Origin of the sequence: Marinobacter panjinensis, from assembly GCF_005298175.1 — a bacterium.
In the GTDB taxonomy this organism is placed as follows: domain Bacteria; phylum Pseudomonadota; class Gammaproteobacteria; order Pseudomonadales; family Oleiphilaceae; genus Marinobacter; species Marinobacter panjinensis.
On the sequence record NZ_SZYH01000001.1, the window covers coordinates 26,677 to 52,444 of the forward strand.

The following is a 25,768-nucleotide window of genomic DNA, read 5'->3' on the forward strand; positions in this document are numbered from 1 at the left end:
AGGTACGCTTTAGCCATGGCCCGGGCGCTGCTATCTTTGTCCAAAATTCTGGTTTGGCGGCTTACATTCTCGCCATGCAAGCAAATGATGGAACATCATGAACCCTAACTATCTGGATTTCGAACAGCCTATTGCCGACCTTGAAGCCAAGATTGAAGAGCTTCGTATGGTGGGTAACGACACCGACATCAACATTACCGACGAGATCAGCCGGCTACGCAAAAAGAGCGTAAGCCTGACGGAAAGCATCTTCTCGAACCTTCAGCCCTGGGACGTGTCAAGACTGGCGCGCCATCCACGCAGGCCCTACACCCTCGACTACGTCGACATGATCTTTGACGATTTCGACGAGTTGCATGGTGACCGTCGGTACGCCGACGACCAGGCCATTGTTGGCGGTACTGCCCGGCTGGACGGTAAACCGGTGATGGTGATCGGCCACCAGAAGGGCCGGGAAGTGCGCGACAAGGTAAAGCGCAATTTCGGTATGCCCCGCCCTGAGGGCTATCGCAAGGCCCTGCGGTTGATGGAAATGGCCGAACGCTTCCACATGCCGATCCTCACGTTTATCGATACGCCAGGCGCCTATCCCGGTATTGGTGCCGAAGAGCGCGGCCAGAGTGAAGCGATTGCCTTCAATCTGGCAGTGATGTCACGCCTGAAAACGCCGATTATCTCCACGGTAGTGGGTGAGGGCGGTTCAGGTGGCGCACTGGCCATCGGTGTATGCGACCAGCTCAACATGCTCCAGTATTCCACCTATGCGGTTATCTCCCCTGAGGGCTGTGCCTCCATTTTGTGGAAGAGCGCAGAGTTTGCCTCCCAGGCTGCAGAGGCCATGGGGGTGACCGCTGACCGCCTGAGGGACCTTGGGCTGGCGGACAATGTGATTGCCGAGCCCCTGGGTGGGGCCCATCGCAACCCTGAGAAGATGGCCGAATCCCTTCGCGCGACCCTGAGCAAGGGCATTGCCGAACTTAGCCGTTTGCCGGCAGAAGAACTGGTGTCCCGCCGCTATGAGCGGTTGACCCGATATGACACGGGCCGGTAACCCCGGCTCCGGATCAGGCTGGCCGGAGGCTCTCTGTGCCCCGGTCAGGCAGCTGCCTTCAGCACCCCGTTTACGAGTTGCCCTCAGTGGAGGGATGGACTCGGTCCTTCTTCTTCATGTTGTTGCAACCCTGCACACCGATTCAGGTCGGTTGTCCGCGGTCCACGTCAATCATCAACTGCAACCCAATGCCGATCGAACGGAGCAATTCTGCCAGCAACTTTGCCGCGAACTGGGTGTGCCTCTTGAGGTCCGCCGGGTTGTGATCAATGGCCGCGAGGACGGCGCCAGTGGAGGGGTTGAGGAAGCGGCAAGGACTGCCCGTTACAATGTCTTCGAAGAGGTACTGACGTCCGGCGAACTGTTGTTGATGGCCCATCATGGTGACGATCAGGCCGAGACGGTGCTGTTTCGATTGCTGCGAGGCACCGGCGTAGCCGGGCTTGGAGGCATGCCCCGTTCAAGGTCATTGGGCGACGGCATGCTGTATCGGCCCCTGCTGGGTTTCAGCCGCAATGAACTGGAAGCCTGGGCAGTCGCAAAGGGGATCAGCTGGGTTGAGGATCCCAGCAACACCGATGAGCGTTTTGACCGCAATTTCCTCCGTCAATCCATCATGCCACTTCTAAAGACCCGCTGGCCGTCACTGGTCAACCGTGTTGCGCACAGTGCACGTTCCTGTCGTGAGGGTGATGAGCTGGCCGGAAAACTGGCAGAAATCCGTTTCCAGCAGTGCGCTACCGACCAGGGGGCCATCAGCGTCGACGCTTTGGGGCAACTTGTCGAGGTGGAGCAAAAAAACCTGATTCGTTGGTGGATCATCCGTAACCGATACACTCCGCCATCCATTGCCGATTGGCCTCAGGTGATTGAAGATCTGGTCAGAGCGCCTGCGGATCGGGAACCCGAGTTGCGTGGTAATGGCTATGTGGTGCGCCGCTATCAGGGCAATCTGTATCTGGTTGGTGAATCCATGGCGCTGCCATCGGTTAAACTGACACTGGCTCCTGGCCAGGAACGGGTATGGGGAGAGTGGCGTCTGCGGCTGGTGGCAGTGGCTAACCCTGAAATGCCCGTGCCGGATATACGGATATCTACGAGGGCAGGAGGCGAGCGCCTCAGGCCGGCTCCCGATGGCCCCTCGAAATCCCTCAAGAACTGGCTGCAGGAAAAAAATATTCCACCCTGGGAGAGGGCACGGCTACCGCTGCTTCTGGAGGTGAAGGATGGCCACGAAGAAGTGGTCGGAGCCGGCGACCTGTGGCTTTCCGACAAATACTGTGGGGCGGCTCCAACAAGTGGCTGGCGCATTGTTGTGGAGCGGGAATGTAATTGAGAAGCGGAGGCCTTTCTGGTAGTCTGGCGTCCCATCTTGAGATGACAATCTCCCTCCTTCACCGAACCAGACAAATCACGGAATCTGCATGACGCGTTATATTTTCGTCACCGGCGGTGTCGTGTCCTCCTTGGGGAAAGGTATCGCATCGGCCTCTCTGGCCGCGATACTTGAGGCACGCGGCCTGAAGGTCACTATTCTCAAGCTGGACCCATACATCAACGTGGACCCCGGCACCATGAGCCCGTTTCAGCACGGTGAGGTTTTTGTCACCGAAGATGGCGCGGAAACCGATCTGGACCTGGGGCACTATGAGCGGTTTATCCGCACGCCGATGTCACGCAGGAACAACTTCACCACCGGCCGCGTTTACGAGGAAGTCATTCGTAAGGAACGCCGCGGTGATTACCTGGGCGGCACGGTTCAGGTGATTCCCCACATTACTGACGAGATCAAGCGTCGTGTGGTCGAAGGCGCTTCCGGTGCCGATGTGGCGATGATCGAGATCGGCGGTACCGTGGGCGATATCGAATCTCTGCCTTTCCTCGAAGCCTGTCGTCAGTTGAAGGTGGAAGTCGGGCCCCAGCGCGCACTGTTCATGCACCTTACCCTGGTTCCGTACATTGCCACAGCCGGTGAGATCAAGACCAAGCCCACACAGCACTCGGTGAAAGAAATGCGGTCCATCGGCCTGCAGCCGGATATTCTGCTGTGTCGTTCCGAGCACGAGGTGGACGCCAGTTCCCGCCGCAAGATCGCGCTGTTTACCAACGTGGAAGAGCGGGCGGTCATTCCGCTCCAGGACGCCAAGTCCATCTATGCGATTCCGCGCATGCTTCACGAATTCGGCCTGGACCAGCTGGTGATCGAGCGTTTCGGCATTGACGCCAGCCCGGCCGATCTCGGTGAATGGGACGCGGTGGTCGAATCCCTGATGAACCCGGACCATGAAGTCACTATTGCCATGGTCGGCAAATACATGGAGCTGCTGGACGCCTACAAGTCCCTGATTGAATCCCTGCTCCATGCCGGCATCAAGACCCGCACCAAGGTCCGGATGAACTACATCGACTCTGAAGACATCGAGCGCGATGGCACCGGTGCACTCCATAGTGCCGATGCCATTCTGGTTCCCGGTGGCTTTGGCGAGCGTGGCGTGGAGGGCAAGATCCGCACTGTGCAATACGCCCGGGAAAACAAGGTTCCCTATCTGGGCATCTGTCTGGGTATGCAGGTTGCCGTTATCGAATACGCCCGCAACGTTGCCGGCCTGAAAGACGCCCACAGCACCGAATTCCGTGAACACACGCCGGAGCCGGTGGTAGGCCTGATTACCGAATGGCTGGATGCCAGCGGAGAAAAGGAAGAGCGCACCGAAGCCTCTGACCTCGGCGGCACCATGCGCCTGGGTGCCCAGGACTGCGTGGTGACAGAAGGCTCCACCATCGCCAACTGTTACGGTCGCAAGACCATCCGCGAGCGCCACCGGCACCGCTTTGAGGTGAATAACCATTTCCTGCCACAACTGGAAGGCGCCGGCCTGAGAATTTCCGGTCGCTCAACCGATGGCAAACTGGTGGAAGTGGTGGAAGTACCCGATCATCCCTGGTTTGTAGCCTGCCAGTTCCACCCGGAATTCACCTCCACTCCCAGGGACGGCCATCCGCTGTTCAAGGGTTTTGTAGAGGCAGCCCTGGCCCGTAAAAAGGAATCCTGATCATGGCGCAGAGTACGGTCAACGTCTCGGGAATTCAGATCGCTAACGACAAGCCGTTCGTGCTGTTTGGTGGTATGAACGTGCTGGAATCGCCTGAAATAGCCATGGAAGTGGCCGAGGCTTATGTCGAGGCCACAGGCAAGCTCGGTATTCCTTACGTATTCAAGGCTTCCTTCGACAAGGCCAACCGCTCTTCGGTCCACTCGTTCCGTGGTCCGGGCCTCGAGAAAGGCTTGCAGACCCTGGCTGACATCAAGAGCAAATTTGGTGTCCCCATCATTTCCGATGTCCACGAACCGGCCCAGGCAGCCCCGGCTGCTGAAGTCTGTGACATCATCCAGCTGCCCGCCTTCCTGAGCCGCCAGACCGATCTGGTGGTGGCCATGGCCCAGACCGGCGCCGTTATTAATATCAAGAAGGCCCAGTTCCTCGCGCCCCAGGAAATGCAGCACATCATCAAGAAGTGCGAAGAGGCGGGGAACGACAAGGTAATCCTGTGTGAGCGGGGCAGCAGCTTCGGTTATAACAACCTTGTGGTCGACATGTTGGGCTTTGGCATCATGAAGTCCATGAATGTCCCGGTCATGTTTGATGTGACGCATTCGTTGCAGATGCCTGGCGGGCGCGCTGATTCCGCTGGCGGTCGCCGCGCACAGGTAACCGACCTTGCCCTGGCGGGTATGTCCCAGGGTCTGGCAGGTTTATTTCTGGAGGCCCATCCCGATCCGGATAAAGCCAAGTGCGACGGCCCCTGTGCATTGCGGCTGAGTCAGCTGGAGGCCTTTCTTCAGCGAGTCAAAGCTGTGGATGATCTTGTAAAAAGCTTTAAACCTATCGACACCGCCTGATTGGGCGGTGTTTGTTTTTGTTTTGCTTGGGGGGAGCGAGCAGGCGAGCCCCCGCCTGCTCTTGATCAAACTATAAGCCATAACCTTCTAGACATTATTGAAAATACGGAGATTTGGACGAATGACCAAGATTGCTAATATTAAAGGCCGTGAGGTACTGGATTCCCGTGGGAATCCTACGGTTGAAGCGGACGTTATCCTTGAGGATGGAACCATTGGCAGTGCCTGCGCACCCTCTGGCGCTTCCACCGGTTCCCGTGAGGCTCTTGAGCTTCGGGACAAGGATGCCAGCCGTTACTTGGGCAAGGGTGTTCTAAAAGCAATCGAAGCGGTGAACACCAAAATTCGTGAGGCGCTAATTGGCAAAGACGCCGCAGACCAACGTACCCTTGATAACATCATGCTGGAGCTGGATGGCACCGAGAACAAAGCCAACCTGGGCGCCAACGCGATTCTGGCGGTCTCATTGGCAGCCGCCAAGGCCGCCGCCGCGTCACTGGGCAAGCCGCTGTATGCGCACATTGCAGACCTGAACGGCACTTCCGGCAAATACAGCATGCCGGTACCGATGATGAACATCCTGAACGGCGGCGAGCATGCCGACAACAACGTTGATATCCAGGAGTTCATGGTTCAGCCGGTGGCGGCCAAGAGCTTTGCCGAGGCTCTACGTGTAGGCGCAGAGATTTTCCACAGCCTGAAGAAAGTGCTGAAGGCTCAGGGTCTGAACACCGCAGTGGGTGATGAGGGTGGCTTTGCGCCCAACCTGCCGTCCAATGAAGCGGCACTTGCGGTTATCCAGGAAGCGGTGGAGAAGGCCGGCTACAAGCTGGGTACTGATGTGACCCTGGCTCTGGACTGTGCGTCTTCCGAGTTCTACAAGGATGGCCAGTACCAGCTGTCCGGTGAGGGCAAGTCCTTCGATTCCGCTGGTTTTGCCGACTACCTGGCGGGGCTGTGTGAGCGCTATCCGATTGTGTCCATTGAAGATGGTATGGACGAGAGTGACTGGGACGGTTGGAAAGTGCTTACCGAGAAGCTGGGTAGCAAGGTTCAACTCGTGGGTGATGACCTGTTCGTTACCAATACCAAAATCCTCAAGCAGGGGATCGACAAGAGCATTGCCAACTCAATCCTGATCAAGTTCAATCAGATCGGCAGCCTGAGTGAAACCCTGGACGCCATCAGGATGGCCCAGGACGCGGGCTACACGGCGGTGATCTCTCACCGTTCCGGTGAGACCGAGGACACCACTATTGCCGACCTGGCGGTTGCTACCTGTGCCGGGCAGATCAAGACTGGTTCCCTGTGCCGCTCTGACCGGGTGGCCAAGTACAACCAGCTGCTTCGTATCGAGGAAGCACTGGATGGCAGCGCGCCTTATCGTGGCCTGAGCGAGATCAAGGGCCAGGGCTGATCGCCCGGTCACCAGAATTACTCGTCGGGCATGACTCTGGCGGGTAACCGACCGGAAAAGGCCATCGTAGCTCCGAAATTGAGAAGCACGATGGCCTTTTTGCACAACTGGTTAGCAGAACTTGTTGCTAAACTACACTAAGGTCTATACTGACTGTCCGGTTGTTGCATCGTAAACGGAATTCGCAATGAAGTTGCTCTGGTCCATCATGATTATTCTCATTCTCCTGCTACAGGTGCGCCTGTGGGTCGGAGAGGGCAGTTTTGCCCAGGTATGGGGACTGGAAAAGGCCATTGCCGAACAGCGCGAGGTAAATGATGAGCTGGCTGTTCGTAACGAACGTCTGTATGCCGAGGTTCGCAATCTCCGTGGCGAGAAGGGTGCGGTAGAAGAGCGGGCGCGCATGAACCTGGGACTGATCCGTAACGATGAAACCTTCTTCCTGGTGGTTGAGCAGTAAGCAGCCACAAGCCAGACCTTTCAAAGTCGACCACGTTCATGAGTAAACCCCGCTACTGGCTGATCGTTCCCGCCGCAGGCTCCGGCCAGCGAATGAAGGCTGACTGCCCCAAACAGTACCTTCGGCTGGGCCAGCGTTTTATTCTCGATATCACACTTTCCTGTTTACTGGATAACGCCGCTTTTGCCGGGTGCGTGGTAGCTACAGGGCCCAATGACCAATGGTGGCCGGAAACGGAGGCCAGCAAGGACCGCCGTATCACTACCTGTATCGGTGGTGCGGAGCGTGCAGAGTCAGTGTTGGCGGCCCTCGATGCGTTGTCTGATCGTGCGAATGACGATGACTGGGTTCTGGTCCACGACGCGGCGCGTCCCTGTCTTCATGCTGACGATCTTGCGCATTTGTTAACCGAACTGAAGAATCATCCGGTGGGAGGCTTGCTGGCAACGCCAGTGGCGGATACCCTCAAGCGTACCGGACCCGGGAGCCACGAGGTAGAAGCGACGGTAGACCGTCGTGATCTCTGGCGTGCCCTGACTCCCCAGATGTTTCGTTTCCTGGCACTGAAGCAGGCACTTGAGAGCGCCATCAATTCCGGGTATCCGGTAACCGATGAGTCCTCCGCGATCGAGTTTGCGGGCCAGATACCCTGTATCGTGGAGGGACGACCGGATAACATAAAGGTTACTGTACCTGCCGATCTGGCCCTCGCCGGTTTTATCTTGGAAAGGAAGTAACACTATGCGAATCGGGCAAGGATTCGATGTCCATGCGTTTTGCGAGGGTGACCATGTCACTCTCGGCGGCGTCCGTATTCCGTTCAGTCAGGGCCTGAGGGCCCACTCTGACGGGGATGTGCTGCTGCATGCCCTCGCTGATGCATTGCTCGGCGCCGCCGCCCTGGGAGATATCGGCCACCTGTTCCCGGACACCAGTGATGAGTGGGCCGGCGCCGATAGCCGGGATCTGCTGCGCAGGGTTCTGGAGCGCGTATCAGACGAAGGTTTTGTGATTGGCAATGTGGATGCCACCATCATTGCTCAGGCTCCGAAGATGGCTCCCCATATTCAAGCCATGCGTCTGAATATTGCCGAAGATCTTGCCATTCCTGCCAGCCGCGTCAGCGTCAAGGCAACCACCACGGAGAAACTGGGTTTTACCGGCCGCGGCGAGGGCATCGCCTGCCAGGCCATTTGTCTGCTTGAAGCGGTATCCTCATGATCGACGCCACTGACAGAAACCCGGAGAAGTCGGGCTGGCGCCTCGACTGGCCTACCTCCGGCGGAGGGCGAGTCGCCAGTGCCCTGCTCAAGTCCACCCCGGATGATTTTTTCGTGGATGAAGACCTGCCTCTGCCGGATGACCTGGCGGCCGGTGGCGAGCACCTCTGCATTCGGCTGGAAAAAAGGGGTGATAATACCGATTACGTTGCGCGCCAACTGGCCACTCTTTCTGGCTGTCGCCATTTCGATGTGGGTTTTTGCGGGCTCAAGGACCGCCATGCGGTCACTCGTCAATGGTTCAGTGTTTACCGGCCGGGCCAGGAAGATGAAGACGCCGCGTTCCTCGGGGAAGTGGCGGAGAGCTGGCGAGTCCTCGAATACCACCGCCAGGCTCGAAAGCTGCGCCGGGGCGACCACCGGGGTAACTATTTCGAGTTGGTTCTGCGGGAGGTGTCGGGAGACCCGGAGGCCGTTGACGAGGCTCTGACCCGGTTGCGGGATCTGGGTTGTCCGAATTACTTCGGGCCCCAGCGATTTGGTCATAACGGGGCTAACCTGGACCGGGCGCTGGCCATGGATCCGTCAAAGCTGAATCGTCGTGGTTCCCGCAACGTCAAAAAGCGTGGCAGGGGGCGGTCGACCTCTGGCAGTGACGACAGTAAAAACGTATTGTACTTTTCGGCGGCACGCTCCTGGTTATTCAACGAAGTGCTTGCGTACCGGGTGCAGAATGGCACCTGGCTGGCACCTCTGGAAGGTGAGCCCGGAACCAATGACAATCAAGACGTAATGGTGACCGGCCCCCTCTGGGGTGACGGCGGAACAGAGGCGGTATCAGTCCAGGGTGAAATCGAGCGGACGGTCGTTGCTGAGCATCCGGAGTTGGCGGCGGTGTTTGCAACAACGCGCATGAAGCCGGAACGCCGACCACTTCGGATGATACCGGAAGCGTTCGAGTGGCAATGGCAGGGTAGCGACCAGCTATTGCTGAAGTTCCGGCTCGCGCCCGGGCAATATGCGACGACCTTGCTGGGTGATGTATTCGAGATAACGGATGCCACCAGGGATACAGGGCAGGACTGACGCCTCCCGGTTACAATTAAAGGGGCGCAAGACCCCGACAATAGAATGCCCGGCACCACGTTGCGGATTGTTGAGGTGGACACGGGTAATCAAAGCTAGCGGAGAAAATTGTGCGAATTCTGTTGTCCAATGATGATGGCGTTCATTCACCCGGACTGCAGGCCCTTTATGAAGGGCTTGTCGGCTTGGGGGATCTTGAAGTTGTAGCGCCGGATCGCGACCACAGCGGTGCCAGCAATGCGTTAACGCTGAACCGCCCATTAACGGTTGAAGACCACCCGAACGGATTCCGTTCGGTGGATGGCACTCCTACGGATTGTGTTCATCTGGGGGTAAATGGTCTGTTCGACGAGCCCTTTGATCGGGTGGTGTCGGGCATCAATACCCACGCCAATCTCGGGGATGACATTATCTATTCCGGAACCGTTGCTGCCGCCACCGAAGGCCGGAATCTCGGTTTGCCGGCCATCGCGGTGTCATTGGTCAATGAGGGGCGCTTTCATTACGAAACCGCTGCGAGGGTTGTTCGGGTGTTACTGGAAAGCAAAGATCCGCTCACTCTCGGGCCCCGTTGTATCCTCAATGTGAATGTCCCCGATGTTCCCTGGGAAGAGATAGCGGGTTTTCGTGTTACCCGCCTGGGCCATCGTGACCGAGCAGAGGGTGCGGTTCCCATGATCTGCCCACGGGGCAAGGCCCGTTACTGGATTGGCGCGGCAGGCAAAGGCAGTGATGCCGGGCCGGGTACCGATTTCAACGCTGTCCGTGAGAATTATGTGTCGATTACCCCGGTCCATGTGGATATGACCAGGCACGAAGTGCTTTCACCCCTGCGGGAGTGGGTTGGGCTGCTGTCGGAACGGGAGGGGCGCTGATGGTCGCTGAAATCGATGGTATCGGTATGACATCACGCAGGACCCGCATGCGGCTGATACAAAGGCTGAGAGCGGCCGGCATTTCCGATGAGCAAGTGCTGCAGGCGATGTCTGATACCCCGCGCCATATCTTCCTGGATGAGGCCCTTTCCCATCGGGCCTATGAAGACACGTCACTGCCTATCGGTTATAGCCAGACCCTTTCCCAGCCCTATATTGTTGCGAGGATGACCGAAGCACTGATGCGCCACAAGCCACGCAAGGTGCTGGAGCTGGGTACCGGTTCCGGTTACCAGACCGCAATCCTGGCCCGGTTGGTGGATCAGGTGTTCAGTGTTGAGCGCATCCGTCCGCTACAGGACAGGGCCCGGGACCGGCTCCGCCAGCTTGGTCTGCGCAATGTCATGCTCAAGCATGCCGACGGGGGCATGGGCTGGCCAGATCAGGGGCCGTTTGACGGGATCATCGTTACCGCCGCTCCCCGGGAAATTCCGCCGGAGCTCAAGGAGCAGCTTGCGGACGGTGGTGTGATCGTCGCTCCGGTCGGTGAAGGAACCCAGATGCTGGTGGAAATGGTCCGCCATGGTGACCGGTTTGAAACCACAGACATTGAGCCGGTGCGTTTTGTCCCTCTCCTGGGCGGGGTTGTTCGGTGACCTCAGAGCCCCAAACACAAGACACTACTGAACCGGTCCGCTCCCACCATCCTTTTGCTGTGTTTCTCAGAGGTATGGCCATGGGGGCTGCGGATATCGTGCCCGGTGTGTCCGGGGGTACCATCGCTTTCATCACAGGCATCTACTTCCGACTGCTGGAAGCCATCGGGGCAATCCCCCTGGCGGTATTCAGGCACCTGATTCGCGGCCGGATAAACGCATTCTGGCTGGCCTGTGACGGCACTTTCCTGTTGAGCCTGCTGATGGGCATTGTTGTCAGTATCGCTACGCTGGCCTCTGCCATCAGTTTTATCCTGACGGAATATCCCGTTCTTATCTGGAGTTTTTTCTTTGGCCTGATTGTGGCTTCTGTCTGGCATGTGGGCCGCCAGGTTCGCCATTACGTTCCAGTGCTTATCCTGCCGTTTCTTGCCGGGACGGTATTTGCCTGGTGGGTGACCACCTTGCCGGCCAGTCAGCTTGAGCCCTCGGCCATGGTCTTTTTCGGAGCCGGCGCCCTGGCGATCTGTGCGATGATACTTCCGGGTATTTCGGGTAGCTTCATCCTGGTCATTCTGGGCATGTACGTTCCGGTCCTGGACGCCATACGTGCACTGGATCTGGGAACGTTACTGATTTTCGTTGGCGGATGCCTTGTGGGGTTGCTGTCTGTGGCCAGGCTTATTACCTGGGCGTTCAGGCGGTTTCACGACCCGGTTCTGGCCCTGCTTACGGGGTTTATGGTGGGGGCACTGAACAAGGTCTGGCCCTGGAAGGAAGCGCTGAGTTGGCGGACCAACAGCGCAGGCGAGCAGGTGCCGCTTAACGAGACGAGCATCAGCCCGTTGGGCTATGCTGAGATGACTGGTCAGGATCCGCAACTGATGCTGGCTGTCATCTGTGCGTCCCTGGGCCTGTTATTGGTATTGCTGGTGGAATGGGCAGGCAGGAAAGAAACTGTCTGATGATCACTGCCGGCGGCTGATTTCCGCTCGGATCTGTGCGGTGGATCACAGGTCTATCGAGACGAAGTGTTACTTTTTGCTCATTGAAGGTGTGTCGACCGGTAACAAATACAACAAGTGGGTAACTTGGTTTCCTGTCCAAAATATGCAATAAATTAGCGGGTTACTTACAACACTTTATAAAGTGCCGTATTTTTTTATACGAATTTTTGATAACGGGCATATTTTTATTCTTTTCAGATCAGTGCGTGGGTTTATTATCACTGCAAAGGCAGTTCTCCCGCGGCTCCCCTCCGGTGCCCCTGTCTCTCCGTGTTCGAAAAAGCAGGGCCGCCGTCGCACCCTTCCTGTGTTGCTGCTCAGTTTGGTGTTGTTTCCTTTTCTGCTCAGTGGCTGCAACACCCAGGCACTGTACCAGGACGACATTTACAACCCGCCGGTATACTGGGGCAGGCATGTGGTCAAACCGGGTGAAACTCTCTATAGCATTGCCTGGCGCTATGGCCGCGACTACCGCGAGCTTGGCGACGCCAACGGAATCAATCCCCCTTTTAACATCAAGGCAGGACAGGTGCTCAGGCTGGATGTTCGTGGAAATGTAACATCGTCTGGAGATAATCGGAGCAGAAGCAAACCTGCGGTGTCTTCCTCACCGACGCGGTCTGCACCGAGCGTTTCTCGCCAGCAGGCAGCGAAACCGGAAACGAAACCGGCGGTCTCGAAAGCACCGGACAGATCATCGCCGTTAACAGGGCAAAGCCAGACCGTCGCCAGTATCGACTGGCGTTGGCCACACGTTGGCACCGTAATTGCAGGTTATTCAACGTCCGGGAAAGTCAATAAAGGTATTGATATTGCTGGAAAAGAAGGGGACTCTGTAAGGGCGGCGGCAAGTGGTAATGTCGTCTATGCCGGTAGCGGATTACTTGGCTACGGCAACCTGGTTATAGTGAACCACAATGAGCACTATTTGAGTGCTTATGCACACAACCGGAAGATTCTGGTGCAGGAAGGGGAGGATGTAAAAGCCGGACAGGTCATCGCTGAACTGGGAAACAGCGGCACGGATCGGCCCAGGTTGCATTTTGAAATCCGCAAAAATGGCAACCCTGTGGACCCCGCGCACTACCTCCCACCCCGATGAGACGGACTTGCGACAAAAACCTGATGCCGGCATCAGAGACAATCGACACTAATAAGAGAATCGGTGTTTTTTTATCGCCGTGAGCTAGCAATAAATGTCCTGAACAAGAAAACGAATAACAGCAGGCGCTCGCAATAACAAGAAACCGTGAGCGAATACCCAGGATCATTGAAAGGCGGGGCAAGAGCTATGTCAGCAGAGCATGAAGAACTTATTATCGATCGCGTATCCGACGTTGAGGATGCAGACGATCAACTGTTAGCAGAAGACAAGGTAGAAGAAAAAGAGACCGCGGAAGTAGAAGCGGCGGAAACAGAAGACGATATTCCGGCCCAGGGTCGTTATTTCACCAGCCAGAAGCAGCTGGATGCCACTCAGCTATACCTCAACGAAATCGGTTTTTCTCCACTTCTTACTCCGGAAGAAGAAGTCTATTTTTCACGGCTTGCCCGCAAAGGCGAGGAATCCGGCCGAAAGCGGATGATTGAAAGCAACTTGCGTCTGGTGGTCAAGATCGCTCGTCGTTACGTCAATCGCGGCCTGACGCTGCTGGACCTGATCGAGGAAGGCAATCTGGGCCTGATCCGGGCTGTTGAGAAGTTTGATCCGGAACGGGGCTTCCGCTTCTCCACCTACGCCACCTGGTGGATTCGCCAGACCATTGAGCGGGCGATCATGAACCAGACCCGCACCATCCGCCTTCCCATTCATGTGGTCAAGGAGCTTAATCTCTATCTGCGTGCGGCCAGGGAGCTGACACAGAAACTGGACCATGAGCCTTCTGCGGAAGAAATCGCAGCGATGGTGGACAAGCCGGTTTCCGATGTGAAGCGGATGCTGGGATTGAATGAGCGCGTTGCCTCCATGGATACACCCATCGGTAGCGGTGGTGAGAAGTCCCTGCTGGACACCGTTGCGGATGAAGGCGCATCAGACCCGGCTGATCTGCTGCAGGACAACAACATGTGTTCCTGCGTCGAGAAGTGGATTGACCAGCTCAGCGACAAGCAGCAGGAAGTGCTCTCCCGCCGCTTTGGTCTTAGGGGTTATCCCATCAGCACGCTGGAAGAGGTTGGCCAGGAGATCGGCCTGACCCGTGAGCGGGTGCGGCAGATTCAGGTCGAGGCGCTTCGCCGCCTCCGGGAAATCCTGGAAAAAGAAGGCCTGTCAGGAACCATGCTTTTCAAGTAACGGGTTCTGTCTGATCAAAAACCGGCCCGCTATCCGCGGGCCGGTTTTTTTTGCGTTGCCAAATGAGAACCAGCCGGCGTAAGCGTCCGTTTGCTCCCTGTTAAACTTGTCTGGCCGGAGGGGGATAAGGGTGTCGAACTCCGGCAACTAATACCAAGACATTCAATAATAACGATCAATAAGGAAAGGACGATGAAAAAGGCCCTATCAACAGGATTTGCCTCACTGCTGCTGACTGCAGCCCTGTCAGCCCCGGCTACCGCGCTGACGGTGGAAGGAGTGGACCTGCCGGATACCTATTCGGCAATGGATACCGAGCTCAAGCTGAATGGTGCGGGCACCCGCTCCAAGTGGTTCATGGACCTCTACATCGGTGGTCTTTACGTGCCTGAGACCATTGACGATGGCCAGGCCATTATCAATGCGGATGAGCCCCAGGCGATTACCCTGCATATCATTTCCGGGATGATCACCAGCGACAAGATGAAATCGGCCACCCTGGAGGGGTTCGAGAACTCTACCGGTGGCGATCTTTCAGCCATTCAGGGCGATGTCGATACCTTCCTCGATGTATTCTCCGAGGAAATAAAGGATGGTGACGTTTTTGACCTGGTCTATTTGCCGGGTGAGGGTGTGCGTGTGCTGAAGAATGGCGACGAGCGCGCCACCATCGGTGACCTGGAGTTCAAGAAGGCACTGTTTGGGATCTGGCTGTCGGACGAACCCGCCCAGGAAGACCTGAAAGAGAAAATGCTGGGCCAGCGATAATAGCCCGGTGACGTGCCGGCTTTCCCGCTGGGGAAGCCGGCACTACTCCATGTAGTCCCTTTTCTGTTTGAACTCGCAAAGATCCTCGATAACGCAGGCGCCGCACTTGGGCTTTCTTGCCGTACAGGTATAGCGTCCGTGCAGGATCAGCCAGTGGTGGGCGTCCAGCAGGAATTCTTTCGGCACCACCCGCATCAGGCGTTTTTCCACGTCCAGTACATTCTTGCCCGGAGCAATGCCTGTGCGATTAGAGACCCTGAAGATGTGTGTGTCCACAGCCATGGCAGGCTGCCCGAAAGCGGTGTTCAGAACCACATTGGCGGTTTTGCGCCCGACACCGGGCAGTGCTTCCAGATCCTCCCGGTTATCCGGCACCTCACCCCGATGTTTTTCAATCAGGGCGCGACAGGTTTTGATGACGTTCTCGGCCTTGCTGTTAAACAGCCCGATGGTTTTTATGTAGTCTTTCAGCCCGTCAACGCCAAGGGCCAGAATCTTCTCCGGAGTGTTGGCAACCGGGTAAAGTTTGGCGGTTGCCTTGTTCACGCCTACATCCGTGGCCTGGGCAGACAATATCACGGCAATCAGCAACTCGAACGGGCTGGAGTAGTTCAGCTCGGTGGTCGGGTTGGGGTTGGCGTCCCGTAAGCGGGTAAAGATTTCAATTCGTTTTTGTTTGTTCATCAGCTCTCAATCAACTGCGGCCATGAATTCAGGAAACGTGCCCGGTAACCCGGACCCGCTTGCTTCCGGAGGCTACCGGGGCGGGTTCGCTGGCCTTGCGGCGTTCCTCCAGGTGGCTGTCGATGCCGTTTTTCAGGGCAATCAGCAGCCCGAGACCAACAAAGGCGCCGGGCGGCAATACCATAAAAAGCATATCCGGATAGTTTTCAAATGGCCGGATGACCCAGTCAGCAGCAGCGGGGCCGAGCAGCAGGTTCATGTCCACAAACAGACTTCCCTGGCCGATTAGCTCTCGCATGCCGCCGAGCACGATCAGAACGGCCAGAAAGCCGATTCCCATCATGGTTCCGTCCAGCAGGGCAGGGCCTGGTGCGTTTCTGGAAGCAAAGGCATCGGCCCGGCCCAGGATGGCGCAGTTGGTCACGATCAGCGGAATAAAAATGCCCAGTATCTGGTAAAGCTGGTAGGTAAAGGCCTGCATCAGCAGTTCGGCGCAGGTCACGAACGAAGCGATGATCATCACAAAAGCGGGCAGCCGCACGGATTCACTGACGAAGTTGCGGATAAGTGACACCGCAAGATTGGAACCCATCAGCACCATCAGGGTCGCCAGGCCAAGTCCGATGGCATTGACAACGGTGCTGGTAACGGCCAGCAGAGGGCAGAGCCCGAGCACCTGTACCAGTGCCGGGTTGTTGGTCCAGAGTCCGTCGCGGATTATTTCGCTGGAAGGTTTGGTTGCCATGATCAGGAATGCTCCGTATTGGACGATTCGCCGGCAATCGCTTCGGGGTTCAGGGTCTTTTCCCTCAGAGAGGGCGCTTCATTCAGTCGTTCTCGTATTATCTGGCGATTCTCGCGGAAATAGATCAGGGCCTTCTGAACAGCCTTGACCACGGCCCGCGGAGTGATCGTGGCGCCGGTGAACTGGTCAAACTCGCCCCCGTTTTTCTTGACGTTCCATTCCCGGTGGGGGGGCTTGCCCAGAGACCGGCCTTCGAAGCTATAGATCCAGTCCGATTTTTTGGTTTCGATACGGTCACCCAGCCCGGGGGTTTCCCTGTGACCCGTTACCCGGACGCCCAGTATCGTGCCCTGCATATTCACACCAACCAGCAGGTTTATCTTTCCGGAGTAGCCGTCGGGCGCCACGATGGGCATGATCATGCCGATGGGGCGATCATCCTTGCGGGCAACCCAGACCGTGAGGGGGCCGGGCTGAGCCAGGCGTTCACTGGCTGGCAGCTGCACGGTGTCCCTTAGCAGATCGTTGGTGTGCCGGCTCTGCGGAATGATCTCGAACAGGGCCTGCGCCTCTGCACGGGCGGCCTGTTCCTGGATCCGTTCCTCGGTTATGGCCTGCGTCAGGGCAATGGTGCCACCGGTTATAACGGCGAACAAGCCAAGGCCGATGGCACTGCGACGGATTGATTGCGCGATGGCGGCCATGATTTACCCCTGACTGCCCGGCACACCCCGGCGGGCTTTGTGATGGCCGTACGTCCGCGGTGGTGTGTAGTGGTCGATGAATGGGACGGCAAAGTTCATTAGCAGAACGCTGAAGGCTACGGCATCCGGGTAGTTGCCCCAGGTACGGATCAGGTAGATCAGGATACCGATCCCGGCGCCATAGATCAGTTTGCCCTGGTGACTGGTGGCGGCAGAGACCGGATCAGTGGCAATAAAAAAGGCACCGAGCATGGTGCCCCCGGCGAGCAGATGAAGTGACAGGGGCGCGTATAGGTCGGCATTGCTACCAAAGGCCAGGCTCATCAGGGCCAGGCCGCCAAGGAAACCCGCGGGAATGTGCCAGGTGATGATTCGTAGGCCAATCAACAGCAGGCCGCCGGCAAGAAAGGCTGCGTTAACCCACTCCCAGCCCTTGGCGATGCCGTCACCAAAGGTGGGGTGGGCAAGCACTTCGGTCGCCGTGTGTCTGGCAATCTTATGTTTGTATTCGTCCAGGGGCGTTGCCATGGTCCAGCCGTCGATGGCTGTTTGCTGGCCCGAGGCAATGGTTGCCAGGGTTTCGCCGAAGCCCGGGGCGCCTTCCCAGAGCATGGCCGGTTCTGCCCAGTTGGTGGTCATGGCCACGGGGAAAGAAACGAGGACCAATGCATAGCCCACCATGGCCGGGTTGAAAGGATTGGAACCCAGTCCGCCGTATAGTTGCTTGGCGACGACGATGGCAGAAATAACCGCGACCGCCGACACCCACCAGGGGGTAAATTGCGGTAATGACAGACCCAGCAGTAAACCGGTAACAGCGGCGGTGTTGTCCCGGATAAAAAAGGCCACCGGTTTTTTCCTGAGCCGCAGGAGGGCCGCCTCCGAAACAATGGCAACGGTGATGCAGAAGACCACATTGATCAGGTTGCCCCAGCCGAAAAACAGAGTCTGGGCGAACAGGCCAGGCAATGCCGCTATGAGGACCCAAAGCATCACCCGGGATGTCGGTCGGGCCCTGTGGGCATGAGGTGAAGACTGCTGAACAAACGCCATGAATGTCGTGCCTGATTTCTTTTAATGGGTGGACTGGGGTTCGGTTGGCCGGGTGCCCGGTGTGTTTCGGGCCTCAGCCAGAGCCTCTTCGGCCCGTTTTACCCGATCGTGGTTCTTCGCCACTGCGCGCTCAAGTTTCTCTACGTTGTCAGCCTGTTGCGCCTTCGCGTCATCGAGCATGCTCTGCATGGTTTCCAGCTTGGACCTGGCCTGACTCAGCTGCTTTTCCAGAGCCTCTGTATCCGGCTTCTCTGCGGCCGGCTGACTCGCCGGGGATGACTGGTTTGCTTCGGCTTTTGCCTTCTTGCGGGCCAGGGCCTGCTCGACAATGGCGGATTTGGCCGATCGCTCATCAACCGCGCCACCCTCAGCCGTTGCTTGTTCCGCCTCGGCCTGTTTCTTTGCCTGGGCTTCAGCCGCAGCCTTTGCCCGTTCCTTGCGACGGAGCTCTTTCTCTTCCTTCTCGCGTTCCAGGCGTGCCTGACGTGCCTCAAAACGCTCCCGGGCACGGTCTGATTTCAGCTGTTCTGCCCGCTGCACGCGGATCTCGTCCTTGGCAAAGCGATAGTATTGAACAAGGGGGATTGAGCTCGGGCATACGTAGGAACAGGCACCACACTCGATGCAGTCGAACAGGTTCAGGTGCTCTGCCTTTTCAAACTCGGTAGACTTGGAATACCAGAACAGCTGCTGTGGCAACAGTTCCATGGGGCAGACTTCGGCACACTCGCCGCATCGGATACAGGGTTGCTCAGGCGGCGGCGCTGGCAGTTCGCTGGCCGTTGCCGCAATCACGCAGTTGGTGGTTTTAATCACCGGGACCGCTTCGGTTGAAAGCGTGTAGCCCATCATCGGCCCACCGAGGACCAGACGGCTGAGTTTGTCCTGTTGCACACCAGCCTGTTCCAACAGGTACTCGATCGGTGTGCCAATCAGAACCTCAAAATTACCCGGTTCGCGAACGGCTTCGCCGGTGATGGTAACTGTCCGGGAGATCAGTGGGATGTCTTGGTAAACCGCCTGTGCTACGGCAACGGCAGTGCCGATGTTCTGGCACATAACTCCGATATCCGCCGGTATACCGCCACTGGGTACTTCCATGCCGGTAAGAATCTGAATCAGCTGTTTTTCGCCACCAGACGGGTATTTGGTCGGAATAACGGCGATTTCAGTCTGTGTGCCTTCGGTCGCCTTACGAAGGGCGGCGATGGCTTGTGGTTTGTTGTCTTCCACGCCGATAACGCAGCGTTCCGGGCGAAGAATCCAGGCCATGACTTTCAGGCCGGCAACAACTTCATCGGCTTTTTCCCGCATGGTCATGTCATCGGCGGTGATATAGGGCTCACATTCAGCACCGTTGAGAATCAGGGTGTTTACCTTGCGGTCACGGGGCGGCCGGAGCTTGATGTTGGTCGGAAAACCGGCCCCGCCCATGCCGGAAATTCCGGCGTCCCGGATCATCTCCAGAACCTGGTCCCGGTCGAGGGCGTGGAAGTCATCCACCGGATTTCGCGGGCACCATTGGTCTTCGCCATCGGGCTTCAGGGTAATGCACCAGTCAGCCATTCCCGACGGATGGGGAACGGGATGTTCCGTAAGGCTCTCGATGATACCGGATGTAGGCGCATGAACGGGTACGCCCATGCCGGTTTTGACATCGGCGATCTTCTGCCCCTTGAGGACCCGCTCACCGACCTCGACAATGGCCTCGGCCGGGTCCCCGATATGTTGCTGGAGCGGCAGGATCAGCCGCTCGGGAATTCCGCAGCGGCGTATCGGACGAGACGTTGAAATGTCTTTGTGTTCCAGAGGATGAATGCCACCGGAGAAATCCCAAAGCTGACTCATCAGGCACTGGCTCCCTGACGGTCGGTGGCAATGAGCCCTGACGTTGGCGGAGTCCAGGTCCAGGTGCGGATGTCCGGTTCAACCGTCACCATATCGATGCAATCCACAGGGCAGGGCTCGACACAGAGGTCGCAGCCGGTGCATTCGCTTTCAATGACGGTGTGCATGTGTTTTGCGGCCCCGAGAATGGCATCCACCGGGCAGGCCTGAATGCATTTGGTGCAGCCGATGCACTCATCTTCACGAATAACAGCAACCCGCTTGACCTGCTCAACGCCATGCTCGGCATCCAGCGGTTCCGGCTCTACATCCAGCAGATCCGCCAGGGCCTTGATGGTGGCTTCACCTCCGGGAGGGCACTTGTTAATGGGGCCACCTTCTGCGATGGATTCGGCATAGGGCCGGCAACCCGGGTAGCCACACTGCCCGCACTGTGTCTGCGGCAACAGGGCGTCAATCTGGTCTGCCAGCGGATTGCCTTCCACCCGGAAACGTTCAGCTGCAAAGCCGAGCAGGCCGCCGAATACAACGGCCAGGGCCAGAAGCACCAGAATGGCAACAAGAACGCCTGTCCACATAGTCGTATTACTCCTAGTCCTGTCGCCCCGTCAAACGCTGACGAGACCGCTGAAGCCCAGAAACGCCAATGACATCAGCCCGGCCGTCACCAATCCGATGGCAGCCCCCCGAAACGCCACCGGTACATCGGCGACGGCGATGCGCTCACGCATGGCGGCAAACAGGACCAGAACCATGGAAAAACCGGCGGCCGCGCCGAACCCGTATAAAACCGATTCAACGAAGTTGTTGTTCCTGTTTATATTGAGCAGGGCGACACCGAGTACAGCACAGTTGGTGGTAATCAGGGGGAGGAAGATCCCCAGCACCCGATAGAGCAGCGGGCTGGTCTTGCGCACTACCATTTCCGTGAACTGGACTACGACGGCAATCACAAGGATAAAGGTGATTGTCCGGAGGAAGGCCAGGTCAAGTGGGGCCAGAAGGTAGGTATAGGCCAGGTAGCTGCACACTGAAGCCAGGGTCAGCACAAAGGTGGTGGCCAGGGACATACCCATGGCCGTTTCCAGCTTTCCGGAAACGCCCATGAACGGGCACAGGCCCAGGAACTGGACCAGCACAAAGTTATTCACCAGAATGGTGCTGACCAGAATCAGCAGATATTCGGTCATTCGCCTTGCTCCATTGACCCGCGTGCCGGCCCTTACATAATACGCATGCCGGGTGTGGCACCGGAATCCGGGGACAGGATAAAGATATCCTTGCCACCAGGGCCCGCTGCCAGCACCATGCCTTCAGACATGCCGAACTTCATTTTGCGGGGCTTAAGGTTGGCAACCATCACTGTCAGGCGTCCTTCCAGATTTTCTGGCTCGTAAGCAGACTTGATACCAGCAAACACGTTGCGTTCGCCATGCCCCACGTCAAGGGTAAGGCGAAGAAGCTTGTCTGCACCCTCAACATGTTCGGCTTTCACTATTTTAACCACCCGGAGGTCGACTTTCGCGAAGTCGCCGAATTCTATCTCATCGGCGATGGGTTCAAGATTGGCTTCTGGCACTTTCTGCCCTGTCGCTGCAGGCAGCTCTTCCTTTGAGGCGTCCAGCATTTTATCGATCTGGGCCATCTCGACGCGGTTCATCAGCGGCTTGAACTTGTTGATGCCGTGGTTTTCGAGGCGTTGCTCGCGCTTGTTCCAGTCCAGCGGGGCATTCAGGAAGCCCTCCGAGGCCTTGGCGGTTTCCGGAAGTACCGGTGCCAGGTAGGTCATCAGCAGGTGGAACATGTTGATGGCGTTGGTGCAGATGGCCTGCAGGTTGTCGTCCTGGCCTTCCTGTTTGGCAATCACCCAGGGCTGCTCATCGTTTACATACTGGTTGGCGACATCCGCCAGCTCCATGATGCGACGCATGGCACGGCCGAATTCCCGGGCTTCGTAGAAGTCCGCGATTTCTTCCCCGGCATCAATAAACTCTTTCATCTTGTCGTGTTCGGTCACGGTGCCGAGTTGGCCATCGAAGCGCTTGGTGATAAACCCGGCACTGCGACTGGCGATGTTCACCACCTTGCCCACCAGATCCGAGTTGACCCTTGCGGCGAAGTCTTCCAGGTTCAGATCCATGTCATCGACGCTGCCGGTAAGCTTGGCGGCAAAGTAGTAGCGCAGGTATTCCGGGTTCAGGTGGTCCAGATAGGTCCGGGCCATGATGAAAGTGCCCCGGGACTTGGACATCTTTTTGCCATTCACCGTTACAAATCCATGGGCCCAGACTGCACTCGGGGTGCGGAAACCGGCGCTGTGGAGCATGGACGGCCAGAACAGGGCGTGGAAGTTGATGATGTCCTTGCCGATGAAGTGGTAGACCTCGGCGGTGGAATCCGCTTTCCAGAAGTGCTCGAAATCAATGCCTTCCCGGTTGCACAGATTCTTGAAGCTGGCGAGGTAACCGATGGGGGCGTCAAGCCAGACATAGAAATACTTGCCCGGCGCATCGGGAATCTCGAAACCGAAGTAGGGCGCATCGCGGCTGATATCCCATTCCTGCAGGCCGGCATCCAGCCACTCGGCCAGTTTGTTGGCCACCTGGGGTTGCAGGGTGCCGCTGCGGGTCCAGTTGGCGAGAAAATCTGCGAACGCCGGCAGACGGAAGAAATAGTGCTCGGATTCTTTCTCGACAGGCGTGGCGCCGGAGACCGCCGAGCGCGGGTTGATCAGCTCCGCCGGGGTATAGGTGGCACCGCAGGCCTCACAGTTGTCCCCGTACTGGTCTTCGGTCTTGCACTTGGGGCAGGTGCCCTTGATAAACCGGTCCGCCAGGAACATTTTCTTTTCCGGGTCATAGGACTGGGTGATCTTGCGGGTGGCGATGTGACCGTTTTCCTGCAGCTGACGGTAGATGTATTCCGAGAACTGGCGGTTCTCCTCGGAATGGGTGGTGTAATAGTTGTCGAAGCGGATATGGAAGCCGCCAAAATCCTGCTGGTGCTCTTCCCGGATACGGTCAATCAGGTTTTCGGATGAGATGCCTTCCCGCTCGGCCCGCAACATGATTGCGGTGCCGTGAGCGTCGTCGGCACAGACGTAGTAGCAGTTCTGGCCTCGCATTTTCTGATAGCGCACCCAGATATCGGTCTGAATGTATTCCAGCAGATGGCCCAGATGGATGGGGCCATTGGCGTACGGCAGGGCGCTGGTTACCAGAATATCGCGCTGTTGCTTTGAACTCGCTTGCGTCATGTTATGGTCCGAACCTTCATTCGTCAGGAGTTGGGCGTTCGCGTTTGCCGGCCTTGTTCAGGGTCAAAACTCCTTATGGCCAGAAACGGGCACAGATGATACCTTCCAAGCAAAGTTTTTTCACCCGAAACACCCGCTTCAGCGCTATATCCGGAGACTCCGATGGCACAGATTTCACAGCACGCACTGGAAACCGCGGTAAAACAGTACCGCGACCCATACCTGGGCAAGGATCTGTATGAGCTGGGCGCGGTGAAATCCCTGACGACCGATGACAGTGGCAGGGTTACCGTCATGATCGAGTTGCCATATCCATCGAAGGGGATCGCTGGCGCCCTGAAGGAACTGCTCACCAACGCCCTTGACGACGTTGAAGGCGTTGAAAGCGTGGATGTCCATGTGGGGCAGCGTATCCACTCCCACAAGGGCCAGAAAGACATCCAGTCCGTGCCCGGGGTGAAAAACATCATCGCCGTCGCCTCCGGCAAGGGCGGCGTGGGCAAATCCACCACCGCCGTCAACCTGGCCCTGGCCCTGCAAGCCGAAGGCGCCCGCGTCGGCATCCTAGACGCCGACATCTACGGCCCCAGCATCGGCATGATGCTGGGTGTACCCGAAGGCAAACGCCCGGAAACCCGGGAGAACAAATACTTCATTCCCATGGAAGCCCATGGCCTGCAGGCCAACTCCATGGCCTTCGTGGTCACCGACAAAACCCCCATGGTCTGGCGTGGCCCCATGGTCAGTGGCGCCGTCATGCAGTTGCTGCAGCAGACCCTGTGGAATGAACTGGACTACCTCATCATCGACATGCCCCCCGGAACCGGCGACATCCAGCTCACCATCGCCCAGAAAGTCCCGGTCACCGGCGCCGTGATCGTTACCACACCCCAGGACATTGCCCTGCTGGACGGCAAGAAAGGCATCGAAATGTTCCGCAAGGTGGAAATCCCGGTACTGGGCGTGGTGGAAAACATGAGCGTCCACATCTGCAGCAACTGCGGCCATGAAGAACCCCTCTTCGGCCACGGCGGCGGCGAGCGCATCGCCGAAGAATACGACACCACGCTGCTGGGCCAACTGCCCCTGCACATGACCATCCGCGAACAGACCGACGGCGGTAAGCCCTCAGTAGTGGCGGAACCTGACTCGGAAGTGGCAAGACGATACAAGGACATCGCTCGAAGGGTGGGCGCTGAACTTTCTACCCGCGAAAGAAACCTGACGGGCTCTATTTCCAGTGTTTCCGTAACAGAACACTGATCCACGCAAAAAGTCAGACCGCAAGAACAGGCAGGGCCTTCCGAAACTGTGAAAAACATGGATGTTTTTCTCAAGCCTACAGGGACGTATTAACGGCGTGTTTCGGAAGGCCCTGCCTGTTCTTGCAGCCCCCAAGCTAAAGGTGGAATTCAAAAGCCCAAAGCTTCGACAGCCATTAAGTGAACAGGTAAACTACCGCCTCTTTTTTTATGGATACGAGACGTCACCCATGAGCATCAAATCCGACCACTGGATTCGCCGGATGTCCCGGGAACACGGCATGATCGAGCCCTTCGAGTATGATCAGGTCCGCGAAACCGAAAAAGGCCGCGTAATCTCCTACGGCACATCCAGCTACGGCTACGATGTCCGTTGCAGCAACGAATTCAAAATCTTCACCAACGTCCACTCCGCCACCGTGGACCCGAAGAACTTCGACGAAAACAGCTTCGTCAACTACACCGGCGACGTCTGCATCATTCCGCCCAACTCCTTCGCCCTGGCCCGCACCGTGGAATACTTCCGTATCCCCCGCAGCGTGCTGACCATCTGCCTGGGCAAATCCACCTATGCGCGTTGTGGCATTATCGTCAACGTCACACCGCTGGAACCAGAGTGGGAAGGGCAGGTGACCCTGGAGTTTTCCAACACCACCAACCTGCCGGCCAAAATCTACGCCAACGAAGGCATCGCCCAGATGCTCTTCTTTGAGTCAGACGAAGTCTGCGATACCAGCTATAAGGACCGCGGCGGAAAATACCTGGGACAAACAGGCGTGACCCTGCCACGAACATGAGTGGTTTTACCCTCAGGAGAGATCCACAGTGAATGCCAATCAGTTTCTGAAAGCGGTATCACAACTGCAGGGTTGGCGGGAATTCACCTTCCTGATGGCCCTTGCGGAGCGGTCGTTTCCTAACTACGCGCTGTTCGCCGACGCCGTTGAGCTGAAAACTGGTGCGAAAATGCGCCAGTTACTGGATCTGGGCTGGGAAATGCTGCAAAAAGACGTTTCCGAAGCGGCCGTCCCCCAGCTATTGGCAAAACTGGAAGCCCTGTCACCGGATGTGGATGCCTACGACGCCTACGGTGTCTACCCGGCTTTCGATTTCTGCCAGTTGCTTGAACAGGCGCTGCTGAACCGGCTCAACCCGGGCAAGCACCGCGCCACCGATGCCTCGCAGATGGCCACGGCAACGGTGATGAACTTCATTGAGCTTTCTGAAGGGGAGGATCTGAACGAGGACGAGCTGGTCCGGCTGCTGGAGCAGCACCCGCTGATGAAAGAGGACAAGATCTTCCAGCGTGACCTGATTCTTGCCCTCAAGCGCCAGCGTACCCCCACCAGCCAGTTTGTGGGGCGTATCCGCGAGGACGCCGCCAACGAGGGCGTGAGTAACCTCGGTATCTCCCTGAACGACTGACAGGCGGCGTTGCCGGCTCTGTCCTACACTGGGATGACAACCCGTTTTGAACCGATA

At 57.5% G+C, this 25,768-nt stretch carries 26 protein-coding genes; 18 read left to right on the forward strand and 8 right to left on the reverse strand.

The window, feature by feature from the left end; translation table 11 throughout:
• Positions 1–97 precede the first annotated feature (97 nt).
• The 15 genes from accA (at position 98) to FDP08_RS00190 (ending at position 14,734) form a co-directional block, all read left to right on the forward strand.
• Positions 98–1,051 (forward strand): acetyl-CoA carboxylase carboxyl transferase subunit alpha, encoded by a 954-nt coding sequence (gene accA, locus FDP08_RS00120; RefSeq protein ID WP_137434031.1) that lies wholly within the window; start codon positions 98–100, stop codon positions 1,049–1,051.
• Entirely contained in the window at positions 1,035–2,387 is a 1,353-nt protein-coding gene (gene tilS / locus FDP08_RS00125) for a tRNA lysidine(34) synthetase TilS (RefSeq protein WP_137434032.1), read from the forward strand. Before accA ends, tilS begins: the two co-directional genes overlap by 17 nt.
• Before the next feature lie 88 nt (positions 2,388–2,475).
• Positions 2,476–4,104, forward strand: a complete 1,629-nt coding sequence (pyrG, locus tag FDP08_RS00130) for a CTP synthase (RefSeq protein WP_137434033.1) — start codon at positions 2,476–2,478, stop codon at positions 4,102–4,104.
• Positions 4,105–4,106: 2 nt separating this feature from the next.
• Entirely contained in the window at positions 4,107–4,952 is an 846-nt protein-coding gene (gene kdsA, locus FDP08_RS00135) for a 3-deoxy-8-phosphooctulonate synthase (RefSeq protein WP_137434034.1), read from the forward strand.
• A gap of 121 nt (positions 4,953–5,073) precedes the next feature.
• Positions 5,074–6,369: a phosphopyruvate hydratase gene (gene eno, locus FDP08_RS00140; RefSeq protein ID WP_137434035.1), complete on the forward strand. Its 1,296-nt coding sequence runs from the start codon at positions 5,074–5,076 to the stop codon at positions 6,367–6,369.
• Between the two features lie 187 nt (positions 6,370–6,556).
• A complete protein-coding gene (locus FDP08_RS00145) occupies positions 6,557–6,829 on the forward strand; it encodes a septum formation initiator family protein (RefSeq protein WP_137434036.1) in 273 nt (90 codons plus the stop codon).
• A gap of 38 nt (positions 6,830–6,867) precedes the next feature.
• Complete coding sequence (gene ispD, locus FDP08_RS00150; protein ID WP_137434037.1) at positions 6,868–7,566, forward strand: 2-C-methyl-D-erythritol 4-phosphate cytidylyltransferase; 699 nt, start codon at positions 6,868–6,870, stop codon at positions 7,564–7,566.
• 4 nt (positions 7,567–7,570) lie between these two features.
• Positions 7,571–8,050, forward strand: coding sequence for a 2-C-methyl-D-erythritol 2,4-cyclodiphosphate synthase (ispF, locus tag FDP08_RS00155; protein ID WP_137434038.1), 480 nt, complete (start codon positions 7,571–7,573; stop codon positions 8,048–8,050).
• Positions 8,047–9,135, forward strand: coding sequence for a tRNA pseudouridine(13) synthase TruD (truD, locus tag FDP08_RS00160; protein ID WP_137434039.1), 1,089 nt, complete (start codon positions 8,047–8,049; stop codon positions 9,133–9,135). Before ispF ends, truD begins: the two co-directional genes overlap by 4 nt.
• A 110-nt stretch (positions 9,136–9,245) precedes the next feature.
• Entirely contained in the window at positions 9,246–10,010 is a 765-nt protein-coding gene (surE, locus tag FDP08_RS00165; RefSeq protein WP_137434040.1) for a 5'/3'-nucleotidase SurE, read from the forward strand.
• Complete coding sequence (locus tag FDP08_RS00170) at positions 10,010–10,666, forward strand: protein-L-isoaspartate(D-aspartate) O-methyltransferase (RefSeq protein WP_137434041.1); 657 nt, start codon at positions 10,010–10,012, stop codon at positions 10,664–10,666. Before surE ends, FDP08_RS00170 begins: the two co-directional genes overlap by 1 nt.
• Before the next feature lie 74 nt (positions 10,667–10,740).
• Positions 10,741–11,631 (forward strand): DUF368 domain-containing protein, encoded by an 891-nt coding sequence (locus FDP08_RS00175; RefSeq protein ID WP_345789438.1) that lies wholly within the window; start codon positions 10,741–10,743, stop codon positions 11,629–11,631.
• A gap of 349 nt (positions 11,632–11,980) precedes the next feature.
• Positions 11,981–12,775 carry a peptidoglycan DD-metalloendopeptidase family protein gene (locus FDP08_RS00180; protein ID WP_170978942.1) on the forward strand — a complete coding sequence of 265 codons (795 nt, stop codon included), beginning with the start codon at positions 11,981–11,983 and terminating at the stop codon, positions 12,773–12,775.
• Positions 12,776–12,964: 189 nt separating this feature from the next.
• On the forward strand, positions 12,965–13,966 hold the full coding sequence (gene rpoS / locus FDP08_RS00185) for an RNA polymerase sigma factor RpoS (protein WP_137434043.1): 1,002 nt from the start codon (positions 12,965–12,967) through the stop codon (positions 13,964–13,966).
• Positions 13,967–14,158: 192 nt separating this feature from the next.
• Positions 14,159–14,734, forward strand: a complete 576-nt coding sequence (locus FDP08_RS00190) for a chalcone isomerase family protein (protein WP_137434044.1) — start codon at positions 14,159–14,161, stop codon at positions 14,732–14,734.
• Between the two features lie 42 nt (positions 14,735–14,776).
• Here the strand turns inward: FDP08_RS00190 and nth are convergent, their stop codons facing one another.
• The 8 genes from nth to metG are packed head-to-tail and all read right to left on the reverse strand — an operon-like array spanning position 14,777 to position 23,024.
• Entirely contained in the window at positions 14,777–15,418 is a 642-nt protein-coding gene (nth, locus tag FDP08_RS00195) for an endonuclease III (protein WP_137434045.1), read from the reverse strand.
• 28 nt (positions 15,419–15,446) lie between these two features.
• Positions 15,447–16,163 carry an electron transport complex subunit E gene (locus FDP08_RS00200; RefSeq protein ID WP_137434046.1) on the reverse strand — a complete coding sequence of 239 codons (717 nt, stop codon included), beginning with the start codon at positions 16,161–16,163 and terminating at the stop codon, positions 15,447–15,449.
• A 2-nt stretch (positions 16,164–16,165) separates the two neighbouring features.
• Positions 16,166–16,867 (reverse strand): electron transport complex subunit RsxG, encoded by a 702-nt coding sequence (gene rsxG / locus FDP08_RS00205; protein ID WP_137434047.1) that lies wholly within the window; start codon positions 16,865–16,867, stop codon positions 16,166–16,168.
• A gap of 3 nt (positions 16,868–16,870) precedes the next feature.
• A complete protein-coding gene (gene rsxD, locus FDP08_RS00210) occupies positions 16,871–17,920 on the reverse strand; it encodes an electron transport complex subunit RsxD (protein ID WP_137434048.1) in 1,050 nt (349 codons plus the stop codon).
• Positions 17,921–17,941: 21 nt separating this feature from the next.
• On the reverse strand, positions 17,942–19,768 hold the full coding sequence (gene rsxC, locus FDP08_RS00215; RefSeq protein ID WP_137434049.1) for an electron transport complex subunit RsxC: 1,827 nt from the start codon (positions 19,766–19,768) through the stop codon (positions 17,942–17,944).
• Positions 19,768–20,346 (reverse strand): electron transport complex subunit RsxB, encoded by a 579-nt coding sequence (rsxB, locus tag FDP08_RS00220; RefSeq protein WP_137434050.1) that lies wholly within the window; start codon positions 20,344–20,346, stop codon positions 19,768–19,770. The genes rsxC and rsxB overlap by 1 nt, the downstream gene beginning before the upstream one ends.
• A 30-nt stretch (positions 20,347–20,376) precedes the next feature.
• Entirely contained in the window at positions 20,377–20,958 is a 582-nt protein-coding gene (gene rsxA / locus FDP08_RS00225) for an electron transport complex subunit RsxA (protein ID WP_137434051.1), read from the reverse strand.
• A 32-nt stretch (positions 20,959–20,990) separates the two neighbouring features.
• Positions 20,991–23,024 carry a methionine--tRNA ligase gene (metG, locus tag FDP08_RS00230; protein ID WP_137434052.1) on the reverse strand — a complete coding sequence of 678 codons (2,034 nt, stop codon included), beginning with the start codon at positions 23,022–23,024 and terminating at the stop codon, positions 20,991–20,993.
• A 162-nt stretch (positions 23,025–23,186) separates the two neighbouring features.
• On the opposite strand from metG, the gene apbC reads away from it, so the two are divergent.
• The 3 genes from apbC to FDP08_RS00245 all read left to right on the forward strand — a co-directional run bounded on the left by apbC (position 23,187) and on the right by FDP08_RS00245 (position 25,711).
• A complete protein-coding gene (gene apbC / locus FDP08_RS00235; RefSeq protein WP_137434053.1) occupies positions 23,187–24,287 on the forward strand; it encodes an iron-sulfur cluster carrier protein ApbC in 1,101 nt (366 codons plus the stop codon).
• A gap of 229 nt (positions 24,288–24,516) precedes the next feature.
• On the forward strand, positions 24,517–25,083 hold the full coding sequence (gene dcd / locus FDP08_RS00240) for a dCTP deaminase (protein ID WP_137434054.1): 567 nt from the start codon (positions 24,517–24,519) through the stop codon (positions 25,081–25,083).
• Positions 25,084–25,111: 28 nt separating this feature from the next.
• The gene (locus tag FDP08_RS00245) at positions 25,112–25,711 is read left to right on the forward strand and encodes a YjaG family protein (protein ID WP_137434055.1); all 600 of its coding nucleotides are present in this window, start codon (positions 25,112–25,114) and stop codon (positions 25,709–25,711) included.
• The last annotated feature ends 57 nt before the right edge of the window (positions 25,712–25,768 follow it).